The sequence below is a fragment of the Sulfitobacter sp. CW3 genome (assembly GCF_019392245.1).
Classification (GTDB): domain Bacteria; phylum Pseudomonadota; class Alphaproteobacteria; order Rhodobacterales; family Rhodobacteraceae; genus Sulfitobacter.
This window is the reverse complement of record NZ_JAHXRL010000001.1, coordinates 600,298-617,247: the sequence shown is the minus strand read 5'-3', so window position 1 is coordinate 617,247 and position 16,950 is coordinate 600,298. Positions and strand designations below refer to the sequence as shown.

Annotated in this window: 21 protein-coding genes; 7 read left to right on the top strand and 14 right to left on the bottom strand. The window is 56.0% G+C overall.

The features are described from left to right. Positions 1-12 precede the first annotated feature (12 nt). Complete coding sequence (locus KZZ06_RS02795; protein ID WP_219578489.1) at positions 13-1,314, top strand: glutamate-5-semialdehyde dehydrogenase; 1,302 nt, start codon at positions 13-15, stop codon at positions 1,312-1,314. Positions 1,315-1,335: 21 nt separating this feature from the next. On the opposite strand, the gene KZZ06_RS02790 is transcribed toward KZZ06_RS02795, so the two are convergent. After that, a complete protein-coding gene (locus tag KZZ06_RS02790; protein WP_219578488.1) occupies positions 1,336-1,932 on the bottom strand; it encodes a histidine phosphotransferase family protein in 597 nt (198 codons plus the stop codon). A 29-nt stretch (positions 1,933-1,961) separates the two neighbouring features. On the opposite strand from KZZ06_RS02790, the gene KZZ06_RS02785 reads away from it, so the two are divergent. Genes KZZ06_RS02785 through KZZ06_RS02775 form a run of 3 tightly spaced genes read left to right on the top strand, consistent with a single transcriptional unit; the run spans position 1,962 to position 3,820 of the window. After that, complete coding sequence (locus KZZ06_RS02785; RefSeq protein ID WP_219578487.1) at positions 1,962-2,165, top strand: DUF3553 domain-containing protein; 204 nt, start codon at positions 1,962-1,964, stop codon at positions 2,163-2,165. 60 nt (positions 2,166-2,225) lie between these two features. Continuing rightward, the gene (locus KZZ06_RS02780) at positions 2,226-2,990 is read left to right on the top strand and encodes a GNAT family N-acetyltransferase (protein WP_219578486.1); all 765 of its coding nucleotides are present in this window, start codon (positions 2,226-2,228) and stop codon (positions 2,988-2,990) included. After that, complete coding sequence (locus tag KZZ06_RS02775; RefSeq protein WP_219578485.1) at positions 2,987-3,820, top strand: 1-acyl-sn-glycerol-3-phosphate acyltransferase; 834 nt, start codon at positions 2,987-2,989, stop codon at positions 3,818-3,820. Before KZZ06_RS02780 ends, KZZ06_RS02775 begins: the two co-directional genes overlap by 4 nt. A 2-nt stretch (positions 3,821-3,822) precedes the next feature. Here the strand turns inward: KZZ06_RS02775 and KZZ06_RS02770 are convergent, their stop codons facing one another. Further along, positions 3,823-4,356, bottom strand: coding sequence for a GAF domain-containing protein (locus tag KZZ06_RS02770; RefSeq protein ID WP_219578484.1), 534 nt, complete (start codon positions 4,354-4,356; stop codon positions 3,823-3,825). Between the two features lie 318 nt (positions 4,357-4,674). On the opposite strand from KZZ06_RS02770, the gene rpsB reads away from it, so the two are divergent. Further along, complete coding sequence (gene rpsB / locus KZZ06_RS02765; RefSeq protein WP_219578649.1) at positions 4,675-5,544, top strand: 30S ribosomal protein S2; 870 nt, start codon at positions 4,675-4,677, stop codon at positions 5,542-5,544. A 124-nt stretch (positions 5,545-5,668) separates the two neighbouring features. Further along, positions 5,669-6,544 carry a translation elongation factor Ts gene (tsf, locus tag KZZ06_RS02760; protein ID WP_219578483.1) on the top strand — a complete coding sequence of 292 codons (876 nt, stop codon included), beginning with the start codon at positions 5,669-5,671 and terminating at the stop codon, positions 6,542-6,544. Positions 6,545-6,631: 87 nt separating this feature from the next. Here tsf and aroQ read toward each other — a convergent pair whose 3' ends face one another. Further along, entirely contained in the window at positions 6,632-7,069 is a 438-nt protein-coding gene (gene aroQ, locus KZZ06_RS02755; RefSeq protein WP_219578482.1) for a type II 3-dehydroquinate dehydratase, read from the bottom strand. Between the two features lie 54 nt (positions 7,070-7,123). Then, on the bottom strand, positions 7,124-7,525 hold the full coding sequence (locus KZZ06_RS02750) for a rhodanese-like domain-containing protein (protein WP_219578481.1): 402 nt from the start codon (positions 7,523-7,525) through the stop codon (positions 7,124-7,126). Between the two features lie 131 nt (positions 7,526-7,656). On the opposite strand from KZZ06_RS02750, the gene KZZ06_RS02745 reads away from it, so the two are divergent. Continuing rightward, positions 7,657-8,481, top strand: a complete 825-nt coding sequence (locus KZZ06_RS02745) for an FkbM family methyltransferase (protein ID WP_219578480.1) — start codon at positions 7,657-7,659, stop codon at positions 8,479-8,481. Positions 8,482-8,582: 101 nt separating this feature from the next. On the opposite strand, the gene KZZ06_RS02740 is transcribed toward KZZ06_RS02745, so the two are convergent. The 10 genes from KZZ06_RS02740 to KZZ06_RS02695 all read right to left on the bottom strand — a co-directional run bounded on the left by KZZ06_RS02740 (position 8,583) and on the right by KZZ06_RS02695 (position 16,947). Further along, a complete protein-coding gene (locus tag KZZ06_RS02740; RefSeq protein WP_219578479.1) occupies positions 8,583-9,554 on the bottom strand; it encodes a hypothetical protein in 972 nt (323 codons plus the stop codon). Positions 9,555-9,748: 194 nt separating this feature from the next. Next, entirely contained in the window at positions 9,749-10,327 is a 579-nt protein-coding gene (locus tag KZZ06_RS02735; RefSeq protein ID WP_219578478.1) for a hypothetical protein, read from the bottom strand. Between the two features lie 133 nt (positions 10,328-10,460). Next, positions 10,461-11,072, bottom strand: coding sequence for an ABC-type transport auxiliary lipoprotein family protein (locus KZZ06_RS02730; protein WP_219578477.1), 612 nt, complete (start codon positions 11,070-11,072; stop codon positions 10,461-10,463). Positions 11,073-11,076: 4 nt separating this feature from the next. Beyond that, positions 11,077-12,792 carry an MlaD family protein gene (locus KZZ06_RS02725; protein WP_219578476.1) on the bottom strand — a complete coding sequence of 572 codons (1,716 nt, stop codon included), beginning with the start codon at positions 12,790-12,792 and terminating at the stop codon, positions 11,077-11,079. Then, complete coding sequence (locus KZZ06_RS02720; RefSeq protein WP_219578475.1) at positions 12,792-13,583, bottom strand: ABC transporter ATP-binding protein; 792 nt, start codon at positions 13,581-13,583, stop codon at positions 12,792-12,794. The genes KZZ06_RS02725 and KZZ06_RS02720 overlap by 1 nt, the downstream gene beginning before the upstream one ends. Further along, complete coding sequence (locus KZZ06_RS02715; protein ID WP_219578474.1) at positions 13,583-14,716, bottom strand: ABC transporter permease; 1,134 nt, start codon at positions 14,714-14,716, stop codon at positions 13,583-13,585. Before KZZ06_RS02715 ends, KZZ06_RS02720 begins: the two co-directional genes overlap by 1 nt. Before the next feature lie 214 nt (positions 14,717-14,930). After that, positions 14,931-15,254 (bottom strand): TraR/DksA family transcriptional regulator, encoded by a 324-nt coding sequence (locus KZZ06_RS02710; protein ID WP_219578473.1) that lies wholly within the window; start codon positions 15,252-15,254, stop codon positions 14,931-14,933. 71 nt (positions 15,255-15,325) lie between these two features. After that, positions 15,326-15,538, bottom strand: a complete 213-nt coding sequence (locus tag KZZ06_RS02705; protein WP_219578472.1) for a DUF2892 domain-containing protein — start codon at positions 15,536-15,538, stop codon at positions 15,326-15,328. 25 nt (positions 15,539-15,563) lie between these two features. Then, positions 15,564-16,034: a Crp/Fnr family transcriptional regulator gene (locus KZZ06_RS02700; protein WP_219578471.1), complete on the bottom strand. Its 471-nt coding sequence runs from the start codon at positions 16,032-16,034 to the stop codon at positions 15,564-15,566. 61 nt (positions 16,035-16,095) lie between these two features. Further along, on the bottom strand, positions 16,096-16,947 hold the full coding sequence (locus KZZ06_RS02695; protein WP_219578470.1) for an NAD(P)H-hydrate dehydratase: 852 nt from the start codon (positions 16,945-16,947) through the stop codon (positions 16,096-16,098). Between the last annotated feature and the right edge of the window lie 3 nt (positions 16,948-16,950).

The following is a 16,950-nucleotide window of genomic DNA, read 5'->3' as shown; positions in this document are numbered from 1 at the left end:
GCTGTAACCGAAATGAAGAAAAGTAGATCTGAGACAATGACTTTGGACATGACACAGACATCCGACATTCCCGCGTTGATGGCAGACATTGGCCGCCGCGCCAAAGCAGCCGCCGCGACCCTTGGTTTTGCCAGCGCCGCGCAAAAGCAAACTGCCCTTGAAAACGCCGCCGACGCCATGTGGGATGCGCGTGCTGATATTCTGGCGGCCAATGCGCAGGACATGGAATTTGGCCGCGACAAGGGGCTGTCTGACGCGATGATGGACCGTCTTTTGCTGGACGAAGGCCGGATCAGGGCGATCACCGAAAGCTTGCGCAGCATCGCCGCCCAAAAAGACCCCGTAGGCGAGGTTCTGACCGAATGGGACCAGCCATCCGGTCTGCACATCCAACGTGTTCGCACGCCATTGGGTGTGATCGGGGTGATCTATGAATCGCGCCCCAATGTGACCGCTGACGCGGGTGCCCTGTGTCTCAAGGCCGGTAATGCCGTCATTCTGCGCGGCGGCTCGGAAAGCTTTCATTCTTCGCGCGCCATCCACGCCGCGTTGCAACAGGGGCTTGAATCAGCTGGCCTGCCCAAGGACGCGATCCAGCTTGTCCCCACCCGTGACCGCGCTGCCGTAAGCGAAATGTTAACCATGACCGACACGATTGACGTGATTGTCCCTCGTGGCGGCAAAGGGTTGGTCGGTCTTGTCCAACGCGAGGCCCGCGTGCCGGTTTTTGCCCATCTCGAAGGGATCGTGCATATCTATATCGACGAGGCCGCAGACCCCGAAAAGGTTCTGAAGGTTGTGTTGAACGCGAAAACCCGCCGGACCGGCATTTGCGGCTCTGCCGAATGTTTGCTGATCCACGAAAAAGTCGCGCGCACCATCGGCAAAGGTGTGATCAAAGCGCTGATCGACGCTGGTGTCGAAGTCCGCGCCGCTGCCCCCCTGTCCGAGATCGAGGGCACCGTACCCGCGACCGATGATGACTGGGGTCACGAGTATCTGGACATGATCATCGCTGCCAAGACCGTGCCCGATATTGATGGGGCCATCGCGCATATCCGTGAATTCGGGTCCAACCACACCGACTGCATCATCACCGAAGACGATGCGGCGGCGACCAAGTTCATGACCCGTCTGGATTCCGCAATTCTGATGCATAACGCGTCAACGCAGTTCGCCGATGGCGGTGAATTCGGCATGGGTGCCGAGATCGGGATTGCCACGGGCAAGATGCATGCACGTGGCCCTGTGGGTGCCGAGCAGCTGACCAGCTTTAAATATCTTGTGCGTGGGGACGGTGCTGTTCGCAGCTAAAGCAACCAAAACGGCAACACCCTAAAACGAAAGGGTAATTTTGTTTTCGAGGATTTGTGATGTGATCTGTTTGCCCGCGTCGCGTGCGATGACTGGCAGCAATCCAAACTGCACCTGGGCAGGCCGCAACTTGATCGCGGGCTGTCCAGTGGCCAGAACGGACCACAGTTCCGGGTCGATGCTGAGCTTGTCTGCCTGACCGGTCAAAGTCCATTTGCCACCCGACGTCTTGACCGTGATTGTGCCGCCATAAGGCATGCCGGTTTCCATGCACAGCAATGCCAGAAAGCACATGCGAATATCCGTGCGTTGTTGCGGATCCGTCGGGGACCATATTACATTCCAGCGGGTGTTGTAATGATAGTCATGTAAAATACCATTGGTTTCAGACGCGCCGAGAACCTGATTTTCAGCGGCACCAAAGGCCACGCGAAAAAACCGAATCCGCGCGCTGGCACTGTCAACGCTTTCGCCGATCAAGGTCATTTCCGAACTTGATCCGGCACCCGCCATCGAAAGCAGTTCCAACCCATTGTTGACCGCGCCGATGGGCGATATCAAATCATGGCAAATGCGGCTGCCCACCAATGCTGCAAGTTCGATCTCTGAATTAGGCATGTTTTGCCACCCCCGCTAAAGGAAATCCCATGGATGATCTAAATGCCATTTTGACGCCAGGCATGTTGGTTCGGCATCCGCAGCACCCGGACTGGGGTGTCGGACAAGTGCAAAGTAACATACATGGCAAAGTAACGGTTAACTTTCGCAGCGAAGGTAAAATGGTCATAGATAGTTTCCGGGTCGGTTTGACGCCTGTCTTTGGTGACAGCTCTACGTTAGCAAACGGTTAATACCAGCAAGACCCCTAGAAAACCACGGCTTCGCCCCACCAAACCCAAGGAAACACATCATTGAACTTTGGAACCGCCTCAGATTTTGAGCTTAAGCTGGCACAAACGCCGGCTGACCTGCGCGCGGCGCAGCGTTTGCGCTATGATGTGTTTGTGACGGAATTGGGTGCCAGCGGGGCCTTGGTTGACCATGATCAACAGCTTGAAAAAGATCACTACGACGATTTTGTCGATCACCTGATCCTGTCTTGCAAAAAAACGGATCGGGTCGTGGGCGTTTACCGGCTTTTGCGGGCCGAGGCCGCCGAAAGGGCAGGTGGTTTCTATTCCGAGGCCGAATATGATCTGACGCCGCTCAAACGCTCGGGCCGCCGCGTGCTTGAATTGGGGCGTTCGTGTGTGCATCCGGATTACCGCGGCGGGGCGGCCATGCATCATCTGTGGTCCGGCCTTGCGACCTATGTCGCCCAGCATCAGATCGAGATATTATTTGGCGTGGCCAGCTTTCACGGGACAGATATTTCAGCGCTGGCACAGCCCTTGTCGCTGCTCTATCACAACCATCTTGCGCCGCCCGACCTAAGGGTGCGCGCCCGCGACGAGGCACATCAAGAGATGAACATCATCCCCGCCGCAAAGCTGGACCGCCGGCCTGCCATGGTACAGGTGCCAAGCCTGATCAAGGCGTATCTGCGTCTTGGCGGATGTGTGGGGGACGGCGCGTTTATTGATCATGAATTTAACACAACCGACGTGTGCCTGATCATGGACACCGCCAAGCTAAGCGACCGTCACGCCCGCATTTACAGCGGAGCGGTAAAATGAGCCCCCGTTGGGACGGCTCAGAGGCGCTGTTGGAACACAGCATTGGCCCGATGGGGTGGCTGCGTATCCTTGTGCGCGGTGTGGCCCTCGCGTTGCTTGTGACCGTCGGGTTGATCGTCTTGATGCTGATCCGGCTGGTTGAACGGCCACTATACGGGCAGGGCAGGCCGGTGTCGCCCTACATCACCCAAGCGGTCTGCCGCACGGCATTCTGGATCATCGGGCTGCGCCGCCGCCGCATCGGCACAGCGATGCAGCACCCCGGTGCCGTGGTGGCAAACCATGCCAGCTGGCTGGATATCTTTTCGCTGAACGCAAGCCAGCGGATCTATTTCGTGGCCAAATCCGAGGTTGCAGGCTGGCCCGGTATTGGCTGGTTGGCCCGTGCCACCGGCACCGTCTTTATTGAACGCAACCCCAAGCGCGCGCGCGAACAAACCGAACTGTTTCAACAGCGGCTTTTGCACAACCACCGTTTGCTGTTTTTCCCCGAAGGCACCAGCACCGACGGGCAACAGGTTCTGCCGTTCAAGACCACGCTTTTTCAGGCCTTCATGGCCCCGCAACTGCGCGATGTGATCTGGATACAGCCTGTCAGCGTGACCTATAGCACGCCGAACGGATCAGATGACCGGTTCTATGGCTGGTGGGGGGATATGTCGTTTGGTTCGCATTTGCTGGCCACCCTCGCGGCCAAGGAACACGGCCGGGTGATCACACGCTATCATCCGCCCCTTAAGGTGATAGATTTCTCAGACCGCAAGGCGCTTGCCGTGACCTGCGAACGCATTGTCCGCGAAGGTCACCAGATCGACCTGCTGGGCCGTTAGGATCAGGACAGCAGCGCCAGCGGCACCGATAGAACAGCAGCAAGAAATACGGCGGCTGTAATTTCATCTGGTCTGAAACCGTCAGGCTGCGCCGTGCCTGACATCTCGACCGTGCCCCAGATTGTGCCGTCAAATAAAATGGGGGCCCCGATGTACCGCCCGGGGCTGCGTCCGGTCAGATCCACCGTTTTGGTAATCGGCGTTGCGTTTACCGCTTCTGATGCGACCATGGTTTGTTGCCGTATGATCTGCCCCGTGGTGTACATATCTATATCGTTAAGCGCGACAGATTGCGGCCAGGTATCCGATGGCGTGGCGCATAGAACGCGCACCCGCCGTCTCTTGATTTGTGTGATACAAACATCGTCCATCCGCAGGGCATCACGTGCCGCCATCAATAACTTCAACAGTCGGTCATTGATCAAATAGCCTTGCTCTCCAAGGATATTTTGCACATCACGGGCGAACGCCTCGATCATCGGCGCTGCCTTGGATGCAGGGGTGTCGCGGAATGACAGCGGGATGGGATCGTCCAAAAGAAATAAGCTCCCTGAGCATTGAAACAGGCCATAAAAGCGCGCAATGGTGACCCCATAACAGCAAACATTAAGGCGCATCAACTTCTGCGAGAAGGTTTTTGTGGATTTCCCTTTTTTAGACGGGATGGCGTTTCTTATGTGCCGCAATCCCAATGAAACACCCCTTGTGCATCGTCAAAAACCGTCCTATACGCGCGCTACTTAAACCCGCAGTCGGGGTTGGGCCTTTGAGGGAGAAATCCTTGAATGTCCGCCGGTTGGTCCCAACAAGGGATCGAGACCCCCGACGAGGCAAAACCGGAAAGGTATAAAGACATGGCTCTTCCAGAGTTCTCCATGCGCCAATTGCTTGAAGCAGGCGTTCACTTCGGCCACCAAACGCAGCGTTGGAACCCACGTATGGGTCCATTCATCTATGGCGCGCGTAACGGCATCCACATCATGGATTTGACACAGACTGTTCCAATGCTGGATCAGGCCCTGCAAGTCATCCGTGACACCGTCGCCAAAGGCGGCAGCATTCTTTTCGTTGGTACCAAGCGTCAGGCCGCACAGCCCATCGCCGATGCCGCCGAAAAATGCGCACAGTATTACATGAACCACCGCTGGTTGGGTGGCACATTGACCAACTGGCAGACTGTTTCCAAGTCGATCCAGCGTCTGAAATCCATCGACGAGCAGTCCGAAAACGGCTTTACCGGCCTGACCAAGAAAGAGCGTCTTGGCATGGAGCGTGACCAGTTCAAACTGGAAGCATCCCTTGGTGGTATCCGCGAAATGGGCGGCCGTCCTGACCTGATCTTTGTCATCGACGTGAAAAAAGAAGCACTGGCAGTCGCCGAAGCCAACAAACTGGGTATCCCGGTTATTGCGGTTGTCGACACCAACTGCTCGCCAGACGGCATCGACTACATCATCCCAGGCAACGACGATGCGGCACGCGCCATCGGTCTGTATTGCGACCTTGCAGCACGTGCAGCGCTTGACGGTATGTCCGCTCAACTCGGCGCAGCCGGTGTTGACATCGGTGCCATGGAAGAAGCACCCGAGGAAGAAGCTTTGGTAGACGGCGGCGTTGAAGTTGGCGCAGCATCCACCGAAACTGTTTCCAACGACGCAATGAGCGCCGACGCACCATTGGATATCGAATCCAAGCAGGAAACTGTAGAAGCGGCTAAGTCCTAAGCGACATCGCTAAGGGGCGGGCAGGGGACATTCCCCTGCCTGTCGTGAAACCATTACATTTTTGAGACATGAGTGCAGGCAAACGTGCCCCTCATATCATCCCAATTCAAGGAGAACCAAAGCGATGGCAATCACAGCATCCATGGTCAAAGAACTGCGCGACACGACAGGCGCAGGCATGATGGACGCCAAAAAGGCGTTGACTGAAACAGACGGCGACATGGAAGCAGCCGTTGACTGGCTGCGGACCAAAGGTCTGGCCAAAGCGGCCAAAAAATCCGGCCGTACCGCTGCAGAAGGTCTGGTCGCGGTTAAAGTCGAAGGCGGCCACGGTGTTGCAGTCGAAGTTAACTCCGAGACCGACTTTGTTGGCAAAAACGCAGACTTCCAGAAAATGGTTTCCGGCATTGCTGACGTCGCTGTAAACGTGTCCGACATCGACGCGCTGAACGCAGCCGACATGGGCGGCAAGCCCGTTTCGACCGTCATCACAGACGCAATCGCGACAATCGGCGAAAACATGTCGGTACGCCGCATGCAGTCCATCGATGGCGACCTTGTTGTATCCTATGTGCACAACGCTGCTGCACCCGGCATGGGCAAAATCGGCGTTCTGGTCGCATTGACCGGCGGCGACGAAGCGCTTGGCAAACAGATCGCGATGCACATCGCCGCTGTTAACCCTGCGTCCTTGTCCGAAGCCGATCTGGACCCAGCCGTGGTCGAGAAAGAAAAGCAGGTTCAAATGGATATCGCACGCGAATCCGGCAAGCCTGACGCCGTGATCGAGAAAATGATCGTTGGCCGTATGCAAAAGTACATGTCCGAAGTGACATTGCTGAACCAAGCGTTTGTTGTGAACCCTGACCTGACCGTGGGTGCCGCCGCAAAAGAAGCCGGCGCAACCATCACTGGTTTCGTACGTTTGGAAGTTGGCGAAGGCATCGAAGTCGTCAAAGAAGATTTCGCTGCAGAAGTTGCAAAGGCCGCCAAAGGCTAAGCGATCCGATATCAAGATTGAGGGGCGGGGGCGCAGATGCGCTTCCGCCTTTTTAAGTTTCAGGATTTTGCGTTTTAGATCAGCCTATTACTTGGCCAAATGCCCCTTAAGAGCATCCAGCGCCAGTACATAGCCCTGCGCCCCGAACCCGCAAATCTGGCCCAAAGCCACCGGTGCGATATAGGATTTGTGCCGGAAGGCTTCGCGGGCGTGAATATTGCTCAGGTGGACTTCGACCACGGGCAGTTCGACCGACGAAATCGCATCCATCAGCGCCACCGAGGTATGGGTATATGCGCCCGCATTCAGGATAATCCCCGCATGCGTGCCCTTGGCTGCATGGATATGATCGATCATCACACCCTCGTGGTTCGACTGCTCAAAGCTTAGCGCAAAGCCGAGCGTGTCAGCATGGGACCGGCACATCGCTTCGACGTCTGCCAATGTTGTTGACCCGTAAACCGCTGGCTGCCGCGTGCCAAGAAGGTTCAGGTTGGGTCCGTTCAGGATCAGAATAGATGTCATGTGCCATGCCTTTTGTCGTGGTCCCGCACGCATATCACAGGCGCGAAACCCTGTTTAGTCTTTCTTTTCAGGGAATTCGACCGGGCCGCCGTGCTTTTCCCATGTCGAAAACCCCTCGCGCAGATGTGCGGCCTCGAACCCCATATCATGCAACGTCGCGGTCGTGATGGCCGATCGCCACCCCGATGCACAGTGGAAAACAAACTTCTTATCCTCGCCAAAGATAGGTTTGAAATAGGGGCTGTCGGGGTCAATCCAGAACTCGATCATACCCCGGGGCGCATGAAAACTGCCCGGAATATAGCCGCTGCGCTGGCGTTCCCGGATGTCGCGTAAATCGACGATCACGACCTCAGGATCCTCTAACATGGCGATCAGATCGGGGGTTTCGATCTCTTTAATCCGTGCCCGCGCGGCTTGCACCATCTGCGCCGAAGACATTTTCAACTTGGTCATTTCAAGTCCTTTCAAGACGACTGCCTTAGGTCCATAATCACATCATTGAGCATGGAAAATTATATCGGCGCTGTTACGTGTGAACTATGGACAGCAGATCACGATAGGTAAAGACGGGGACGGCACAGCAGATGGCATATCAGGACTTCGAGGCCGGGCAGGCCGCATTTCAGGATGATATGGTGGCCAAATACGACCGCGCGTTCCGGCAATACTCAAACCAGGAACTTGTCCGTGTTTTCAACCAGATGATCACCCTTGAAAACGTCAGCTGCATCCTTGAACTTGGTGCACACCGCGCACCGACGTCCAAACGGTTTATGCGCGCCAAACCGGGCCGCAAAGCCGTCGCGATTGAGGCAAACCCGTTCAACTATGCAAAATTCGGGCCCTTGGCCGAAGATGTCGGCGTTTTATACTTAAACTATGCGCTGACGGATAAGACAGGCCCGTTGAACCTGGTCTTAAGCGATTCAGACCGTGACAGGAAACGCGGGCATACGAAGACCTCGAATTCGATCCTGCGGAACCTCGATTTCGGCCGCACCAAAAACGTCGAAGTCCCGGGCATCACCTTTGACGATCTTGAGAACGAACCCGCGTTCAGGGAATATTTGCCATCGCTCAGCGACGCGCGCGCGGCATTGTGGATCGACGTCGAAGGTGCGCTAAGCCAGCTTTTGGATGGTGCAAAGACGGCGCTGCCCAAATGCCTGTTCGCCATGGCCGAGGTCGAACGTGTCGAACGGTTCGAGGGTCAAAAGACGGTCGAGCATGTCGCCAAGCAATTCGCCGATCTGGGTTTCTATCCATTCCTGCGCGACAGTGAATACATGCCGACGCAGCACAATGTCATCTTTGTAAACGGGGCGCTGATCGAGCCATCAAAGCTCGACGAGATAAAACAGGTTTTCATCAGCAATATTAAAAGCTTCACGCCAGAGGTGAATGTATAGCGCGTGATTGCTCAGCGCGATCTCTGCGCATCTAAATATTACATAATACCAATTATAAGTATTACTGATACGCCTTTAATTCACATTGAAAACCGCCCTAACTAGCGACATTTATCGTCGCCACCCGGCGCTGCGTCCAGATACATCTCTATCGCAGCCCGTGTGTTATCTCGTAAATCTTCGCGCGCGTACCCTTCGACAAACCTGCCGTATAATTGCTCTGCGATCAGAAACGGCAGCGTCGTTGTTTGTTCGTTGGCGTTCAACACACCGCTTTCCAGAAACGCATCGATATATTCCAAGGATATGCCATAGCGATGCCCGCCCGCAGAAACGGGATTGTGAATCTGCAACCAAACCAGAAAACGCGCCACGTCCTTGGCGACGGCCAGCCAGCTTTCGCCTTGGATATCAACGCCATAGATCGTGCCTTGGTGGTAATGCGCATTAATCCCGACGAAATCGCCATGGGTCGCGGCCTGCACAACCGGCACCCCTTTTACCCCATCAACTTGGGCACGAATGGACGCGAGTAAACAATCCAGAAGCAGTCGATCCTGCGGTGACGAAATGCGACCTGTCTTAACCGACAACACCTTTTTCACCCAGAACGCGGGTCCGAAACGGCTGTCTCTTTGACGAAATGAACAATACCGGCGGAGCCATTCTCCGCTTTGCTTGATAAGCTGGCGACGGTCATCACCTGACGTGCTTGCAATCTGGTCACCCAGCCGGTTTCCGGGGGCAAAACTCAGCACAGCGATACCGTCTTGCGGCCAGACGTAAAGACACCGATTGGCCTGATACCGGCTGTCGCCAAACGACCGCTCGAGAAAGTCCAGCTCGTCTTTCAGATTGAGCACCACACGCGATACATCATCCTCAAATAAGCGTTTAATAACAACATCTTCACCGTTAATCTCGGCTTTAAACACCCAGCTCTTTCCGGTGACCTTCAGGCCATCCCCTAAGGTAAAATGCCGCACCTCTGGCTTGGTGCTCAGGAACGCGGTCAGCTCTTGGCTCGCCGCTTCTTCTGCGAGAATTTTGCCGATCCATGAAGGCTTGTCCAAACGCATCCCCCCTAGCCTTTCTTCTTACACCCTGACCAAGCATAGCGTGCAAGCCGCCGGGGTACAGAAACAACTGGGATCGTTAGGATTAAACGGCGCTCAGCACGCCGTTTTTCAGGTTATCACCTAATCTCATCACACGTAATCTCCGCCAGCGGGCGACTGGCAGAGAACTGACATGTGCAGTGAGCGGCTTATTCGCTCCACCCGTGGACGTGTACATCACGTCCCGAGTGTTCTTTCATAATCTTGACCGCTAGATCTTCATGCTCTTTGTCTTTCACCCTCACCCACAGCAGAATCCCGCCATGTTCGATTTGGGTCGCATAGTATTCTTTGTGGTGTTGACCGACCCGGCGCGCCAGCAGCGCGCCGATGATCGCGGCAGGTACGCCCCCGATTGCGATGGCCGCAATCGACGCCGCCAATGTGCTTGCCGCCGTGAGCATCGCAGCCATGGCAACATACGATCCTAAAAAGAAAAACCCGCCAGCGATGCCGCCTTCAAGCTCGCCGATTGCTTCTTCGGACACGAATGCGGCGCGCGGCGCGTTCGGGTCATCTTCCAGTTCGGGTGATCGCCAATATGTGGTGCCCAGTTTTTCTTTCAGGGCTTCTTCTGTGCCCAGAAGGCTGATGTCATACCTGCTAAAGCCAACCATCCGCAGATCGTAAAAGGCCTTTTGAAGGTCCTCGAAACTGTCGAAAACGCCAACAGCTTCCGGGATTTTGATGACGGTGGTCTTGTGGTCTGGTTCGGTGGTTACAGTCATGGGTTCGTCCTTCTGCGCAATACTGAATTTGAATTCAATCTAGACAGCGTACGCCTATGGCACATTGATCCATATCAACCCTAGGACCCGGTTCATGCCCCCTACCCTGCGCCATAACCAGCGATTGGTTTTTCTACGTTCTTGCGATCGCCCAGTCTGACATTGCAGGCAAAAGATCGTTCAAGACTGCCTGAAATGCACCAACGATTTCAGTCACTTGATCTGATCCCACCTGAGCCGTTTTTGAGAACCGCCGCGATGCGACCACACGTTGGGTGCTGTCATTGATCATGGTGAGATCAAGGTCGACCGTGACATCAAACGTGCCGTTGCCCAAGGCGTTGACCTCGAATGCGTCGATGCGCACCAGCAATGCTTTGTCCGGGATGGGGCCCGCGTCGCTGCGCCCGACATATGCGATGCGGCCCGTCTCGGATATGCTGCGGATCAGCAAAGATTGTAGAACAGCCGGCAATTCATCAACCCAGCGGGCATCAGGCAGATATGTGATTGATACCGCGTCGGGCTTGATCATGATCCGGTCTGTGGCCAGCGCTGCCGATGCTTGTGGCCGGGCCACCAGCAATGTGCGTGATCTGCGGCCACCGCTTTGTGATCCAGCGGCGGGGCGCAGATCATAGGTGTCTAACGGTGCTGCCGCGCTGTTAAGAGACGTTATCGCTGTACAGCCGCTTAGCGTAGAGAGCGCCCCGATGATGGCGGCGCGGCGGGTCATGGTTTGCATAGATCTATCTCCTGTATTCAGGGACGCGGCCGTCCAAGATAAAGCGGGCCGGGTCGCGTTCAATGCGGCGCGTAAGACTGCCCAATGTGTCAATAAGCGTGCGCGCCTCGGTGGCGAGCCTTGTAAATTCGGGCAGCCCTGTGTTGGCAAAATCGCCAATTCCGGGGGTGCTGTTTGCCAGGGCGGTCTGTATCTGCTGCACCACCGCATCGCTGCGGGCGATCAAGGCGCGCAGCTCGGATGTGATGGCGGGGATATCGGCGGTCACTTCGGTCACGGCACGGGTGATCTGGTCAGACGCCGTACGGATATCTGTCATCATGGGGGCCAGATCGGTATCCAGCACCACAGTCGCCGCTTCAAAGGTGGTTTGCGCAGACCCAAGCGCACCATTGGCAACACCAAGCGTCGTTTCCAAGGCGGTCAAACTACCCTGTGCTTGGGTGAACAGCGCCGTGGCAGATTGGACTGCCAGCTGCACATCATCCGCCATGGGGTCCAACCGGCCCGTAAAGTCCGTCAGATTTGCCGCGACGTCTGCGATGGCTTGGTTCGCGGTGGCAACACCGCTGCGAATGTCTGCGGTGATGGCAGGGACATCGTTCAGAATAACTGCATTGATCCCGTCGATGGCTGTTTTTGCATCAGCAAGAACCGTCCGCGCCTCGGCCACCAGCAGCGTGCCATCGCCGTCGACCAGATGGTCAAAACTGTCCGAGGCATCGGTCACGGCGGCAAAGGCGGTGTTGGCGCCGGCCAGCGTTGTCTCAAGCTCGACAAGGCGGGCGTTCAACAGCGCGGCTGTTTGCGTGAACCCGTCCAGCGTTGTGTCCGTGCGTTGCTGCACATCAACAATCGCTGCATTCGCCCGCGCCGTCGCCTCGGATACCTGCGCCAGAATGTCTGGAACCTGCTGGGTCAGAATGGTTTTGGCTTGATCGAAGGTTCCCTTGACGCTGTCGATTGCACCCAATGAATCTGTCAGCGCTTTATCTGCTGTTCCGAACGCAACTGTGGCCGCTTCAAACGTGCTGTCGGCTTGTTCAAGGGTCGTGGTCACCGCAGCGCCGATTGTATCCAACCGGCTAGTAAACTGCGTAATCTGGTCAGTCGCATCGCGAACCGTGCCGGTAATTTCTGAAAAGTCGCTTAATGCCTCATCCAGACGGCCCGATGAGGTGTCGATATTGCGTAGGATGTTGGTCACGTGTTCTTGGTTTTCGGGGCCAGCGAGGGCCTGAAACTGCTCAAGCAGTTTTTTCGCCTCGACCAAGATATCAGGCGCGTCTTCGACCAGTGTTTGCACGGTTGATCGCCGCGAGGGGATCATCATCCAGCCATCGGCGTTGGCAACCAGCGGCGGGGCCGTGGGCGTGCCCCCCGAAAGCGAGATATAAGACACCCCCGTGACCCCCTGCGATTGCAGTTGCGCCACGGTATCAGAACGGATTGGCACGCTCGCCTCGATCTCGATTGTTGTGAAAACCTTGGACGGGTCCTGTTCCGCGATCTCCAAACCGACGACCTTGCCAACCGAGATACCATTGAACGAAACATCGCCCGAAGCATCCAGCCCCGACACGTTTTCGAACAGGATGCCGTAGGTTTGATACTGCTTGTTGATCTGAACGCTGGCCAGCCAGATGAAAAACGCCAAGGTGCCCAGAATGGACAGCAGGGTAAAAACCCCGATCAAGATATAATTCGCGCGGGTTTCCATCAGTGTGCCCCTTCTTTCTGGGCAGAAGACAAAGCGGCCCGCGCGCGGGGACCGTGGAAATACTCGTGGACCCACGGGTGATCGACTTGCATCATTTCTTCCATTGTTCCTACGGCCAGTACTTTTTCATCAGCCAATACAGCAATGCGGTCACAGATCGCATGCAAACTGTCCAGATCATGTGTCACCAAAAACACGGTAAGCCCAAGCGAAGCCTGCAATTGTTTGATCAAGATATCAAAGGCCGCCGCCCCAATCGGGTCAAGCCCTGCCGTGGGTTCATCCAGAAACACGATTTCCGGATCCATCGCGATGGCCCGCGCAAAACCCGCGCGTTTGCGCATCCCGCCAGACAGTTCTGATGGATATTTCGCCATCGCATTTTCCGGCAATCCGACCATGCGAACCTTGATACCGGCCAAGGTTTCACGCACATCGTCCGGCAATGCCAACTGTTCGCGCATTGGTGCCTCGACGTTTTGGCGCACAGTCAGAGACGAGAACAAAGCCCCGTCCTGAAACATCACCCCCCACCGACGCCGCAACGCCCGGAACTCAGCGTCAGAGGTTGATCGCACGCTTTGGCCGAAAACCTCGATCTGGCCCGCGTTGGGTTCAAGCAACCCGACAATCGCGCGCAGCAGCACAGATTTACCCGTACCGGACCCGCCCACCACACCGATGATCTCGCCGCGTTTCACGTCAAGGTCCAGACCGTTATGGACCGTATGCGTACCGAACCGCGTCACCAGACCCCGCACGCTGATAATCGGATCGCTCACAGGTTCCATTATACATCCACCACGGCGAAAAAGACCGAAAACAACGCGTCCATCACGATAACCATAAAGATCGAAAGCACCACCGAAGCCGACGTCAGCCGCCCTAGCGATTCAGCGTCGCCGCCGACTTTCATGCCTTGGTAACAGCCGATAATACCGATAATCAGCGCAAAAAACGGCGCTTTGATCATGCCGACATTAAAATGCCAGACGTCCGTGTTGTTCACCAGCCGCGTCTGGAAAACCGCAGGCGAAACGCCCAGCTCGATCCATGACATCATCGCGCCACCGATCAGGCCGGAAATGTCTGCGATGAACCCCAATGCCGGCAGCATCAATATCAACGCCAGCACGCGCGGCACCACAAGAATGGTCACCGGATCAAGGCCAAGCGTGCGCATGGCGTCGATCTCTTCGCGCATTTTCATCGAACCGATCGACGCCGTGAACGCCGACCCGGACCGGCCCGCCACGATGATCGAGGTTAACAGAATGCCAAGTTCGCGTAGGATCGAAATGGCGATCAGATCAACGACGAACACCTCGGCCCCGAACTGGCGCAACTGGGCCGATCCCTGAAATGCCAACACCACACCGATCAGAAACGCCATCAACGCCACGATTGGCACCGCGCTCACGCCGATTTCCTGACAGTGATGCACCACCGATGTCAGGCGCAACCGACTGGGGTGTCGGACGATGCCGCCCAATGTTGCGATGACCTGCCCCAGAAACGAGATCAGTTCGACTGTCATACGCAATGCGCGCATCACCTTTCGGCCATAGGTCTCAAAGCGGTCTGCGATCGTCAAAGGTTTTGCCGGTTCCAGATCATCTGGCGGCATGTTTTTTTCGACCGTCGCGATCAATTGCGCCTGCTCATGCGACGCGCCTTTGATCTCAAGTGAAATATTGTGCTGTGACGCCCGTTTCTTATGATCAAGAAGAAACCATGCGCCAGCGGTATCCATCTGGGACAGATCCGTAATATCGATGCAATGAACCGTTTCCAGCGTCGTGCCTGCCGTGCTGCCCTTTAGCTGGAGCAACGTGTCGATCAGCAACCGCCCCGAAAGGGTCAGTGTCCCCTCGGAGATCGAGCTACGGATCGTTTTCGCAGGTACGGCAATGGGTTCAGTCATGCCAACAACCATAAAGCGATGTGATACTGGACGCCATCGCTGCCGCGGATGTTCCCTGAGAATTGATCAGAAAAAAGGCACGCAAAAGCAAATGACTGTGCAAGAAAACCACTCAGCATCTGCTCTTGTTACCCTTCTTCGAAAACGGCCCGTTAACCTATCTGTACCGCAGCATAGGCCGATGCAATTGCGTCTGTAAACGCGCGCGGCACCGTTAGCCGTTAGTTGCGCAGCTTTTGCACAGCGGCGCATAGAGAACAGCGGCCAACCGGGCCTCTGAAATCGGCTCTCCGCATTTTTTACAGATGCCATAGCTGCCATCTTTGATCCGCTCCAACGCGAGATTGAGCAGCCCAATTTCCTTTTGTGCCGCCAGGCCGATACCCTCCAAGACCTCGTCGTCTTCCAGGTCGATAGATTGCTCGTTCATATCCGCCGACTTGGGTTCGCCCAGCTCGTGGTCGACCTCGTGCATTCTGGCATCTAGTTCTTGCAAGCGCGCATTGATCAAGCGGGCGTAGTGGGATTGGTCTAGCATAATTTATCCTCAGTCAGATTGTGATCACCCCCCTTGAGAGGTGCGATTAATGTGGCCGACGTCACTGCCTGCTATAGCTTGCAGGTCGAGACGCCCAAGATCCGGTACACCGGGCAGAACCGGAAAAACCCGGTTGCGACCAGAACAAGACCGACGGCGATGCTGCCGTATGAAAGGATGCTGTTGGTCCAAACGACGGGTATGTTCAAAAGCGGTGCCACGATCAGGGCAAGGCCAAGGACAATTCTTATTACGCGGTCTACTGTTCCAAGATTGGCGTTCATCTCATTCTCCATTTTCAGGTTTGTTTTAGTGGATAGGCGTATTGCGATCCCTGCCGGAAAACGCGTCTTCCTTCATCAACAGGTCTGTCATTCGGCTGGAATATGACGCGAAAACAAAGGCGCGGAATTCTTTGGATTCCAACATCAACGCGTCAAATACACTGCGAGGGATCAACACCGCCTCGACATCGGTTTCTGCGACAGCCTGTGCAGAAGCGCCGCGATATGCCAGCAAACATGCCGACGTCAAAAAACAGCTTTCGCCGGACTGAATGTGATACAAAACCTTGTCTCGGCCACCCGCAGAACGCTGTTGCACCCTCAGAGTGCCAGCAACCACCAGTAGCAGGCTTTCAGCCGCAGTATCTGCGCTGGAAATCACCGCCCCGCTGGGCTTGCGTATGAACCGGGCGTGTTTATCAAGCTGGCCCGACACATGGTCAGATATACCAGCCAAATCCGGGAATGCCGCGCGCCAATCGTGTGTTATCAACATAACTTGTCACCTGTGTTTCAAGCATCCTAGACCAGCGACGCACAGGCGGATTTGATTTAGGTCAACGCAGAACCTTTGGCAGCATTTCGGGAATATCTTCTGCAATCAGACCGGGGCCAAATGCCTCTGCGCAGCGAAAATGCAGCTCGGCGGCTAGGCAGGCAGCGTCGAACCCGTCAAAACCACGGGCCAGCAGGCCGGTGATAAATCCAGCCAACACATCCCCTGATCCCGCAGTTGCCAACCAGCTGGCGTGTTGAAAGGTCTTGGATGACACGATCATGGGCGCATGATCCGGCCCCGCGATGACGGTATCCGGCCCTTTGAACAACACCACACATCCGGCTTTGTCGGCGGCACGGCGGGCAAGGGTCACGCGGCAGGATGTTTCGGTGAATACCTCGGGAATGAAACGGCGCAATTCGCCCTCGTGTGGCGTCATAACGCTTTGACGGTTTGCGACCTCGGGCAGCGGTTCAGAGCGGTCTGACAGATGGGTAATCGCATCGGCGTCAATACACATCGGAAGCCCCAGCGTCAGCGCCTGCCCAAGCTGCGTTTTACTGGCAGATGAAAGCCCCAGGTTCGGACCGATGCAGATGGCTTGAGGCTTGATCGCAGTGAGGTGATCCAGAAAATCGGTATCATCGGCATAGGGTTTGACCATAATCGCATTCAATTGGGCGGCATGTTCGGCCACCGCATCCGCCCGACACACGACACTGACCAGCCCCGCACCGATCCGCAACGCCCCTCGCGCCGCCAAACGCGCAGCACCGCCTTGGCCGAAGGGGCCGGAAACGACAACGGCGTGACCATAGCGGTGCTTGTGCCCTGCCCCCGATTTCCCAAGCGATTGCCAATGGACATCGGTCATTTCAAAAACGGGAGTTTGGTCTTCTAAGGGGGTCATGCA

Coding starts and splice junctions, on each gene's coding strand:
- KZZ06_RS02795 (WP_219578489.1), top strand. CDS start 13: ATGAAGAAAAGTAGATCTGAGACAATGACTTTGGACATGACACAGACA.
- KZZ06_RS02790 (WP_219578488.1), bottom strand. CDS start 1,932: ATGCCTAATTCAGAGATCGAACTTGCAGCATTGGTGGGCAGCCGCATT.
- KZZ06_RS02785 (WP_219578487.1), top strand. CDS start 1,962: ATGGATGATCTAAATGCCATTTTGACGCCAGGCATGTTGGTTCGGCAT.
- KZZ06_RS02775 (WP_219578485.1), top strand. CDS start 2,987: ATGAGCCCCCGTTGGGACGGCTCAGAGGCGCTGTTGGAACACAGCATT.
- rpsB (WP_219578649.1), top strand. CDS start 4,675: ATGGCTCTTCCAGAGTTCTCCATGCGCCAATTGCTTGAAGCAGGCGTT.
- tsf (WP_219578483.1), top strand. CDS start 5,669: ATGGCAATCACAGCATCCATGGTCAAAGAACTGCGCGACACGACAGGC.
- aroQ (WP_219578482.1), bottom strand. CDS start 7,069: ATGACATCTATTCTGATCCTGAACGGACCCAACCTGAACCTTCTTGGC.
- KZZ06_RS02750 (WP_219578481.1), bottom strand. CDS start 7,525: ATGACCAAGTTGAAAATGTCTTCGGCGCAGATGGTGCAAGCCGCGCGG.
- KZZ06_RS02745 (WP_219578480.1), top strand. CDS start 7,657: ATGGCATATCAGGACTTCGAGGCCGGGCAGGCCGCATTTCAGGATGAT.
- KZZ06_RS02735 (WP_219578478.1), bottom strand. CDS start 10,327: ATGACTGTAACCACCGAACCAGACCACAAGACCACCGTCATCAAAATC.
- KZZ06_RS02730 (WP_219578477.1), bottom strand. CDS start 11,072: ATGCAAACCATGACCCGCCGCGCCGCCATCATCGGGGCGCTCTCTACG.
- KZZ06_RS02725 (WP_219578476.1), bottom strand. CDS start 12,792: ATGGAAACCCGCGCGAATTATATCTTGATCGGGGTTTTTACCCTGCTG.
- KZZ06_RS02720 (WP_219578475.1), bottom strand. CDS start 13,583: ATGGAACCTGTGAGCGATCCGATTATCAGCGTGCGGGGTCTGGTGACG.
- KZZ06_RS02715 (WP_219578474.1), bottom strand. CDS start 14,716: ATGACTGAACCCATTGCCGTACCTGCGAAAACGATCCGTAGCTCGATC.
- KZZ06_RS02710 (WP_219578473.1), bottom strand. CDS start 15,254: ATGCTAGACCAATCCCACTACGCCCGCTTGATCAATGCGCGCTTGCAA.
- KZZ06_RS02705 (WP_219578472.1), bottom strand. CDS start 15,538: ATGAACGCCAATCTTGGAACAGTAGACCGCGTAATAAGAATTGTCCTT.
- KZZ06_RS02700 (WP_219578471.1), bottom strand. CDS start 16,034: ATGTTGATAACACACGATTGGCGCGCGGCATTCCCGGATTTGGCTGGT.
- KZZ06_RS02695 (WP_219578470.1), bottom strand. CDS start 16,947: ATGACCCCCTTAGAAGACCAAACTCCCGTTTTTGAAATGACCGATGTC.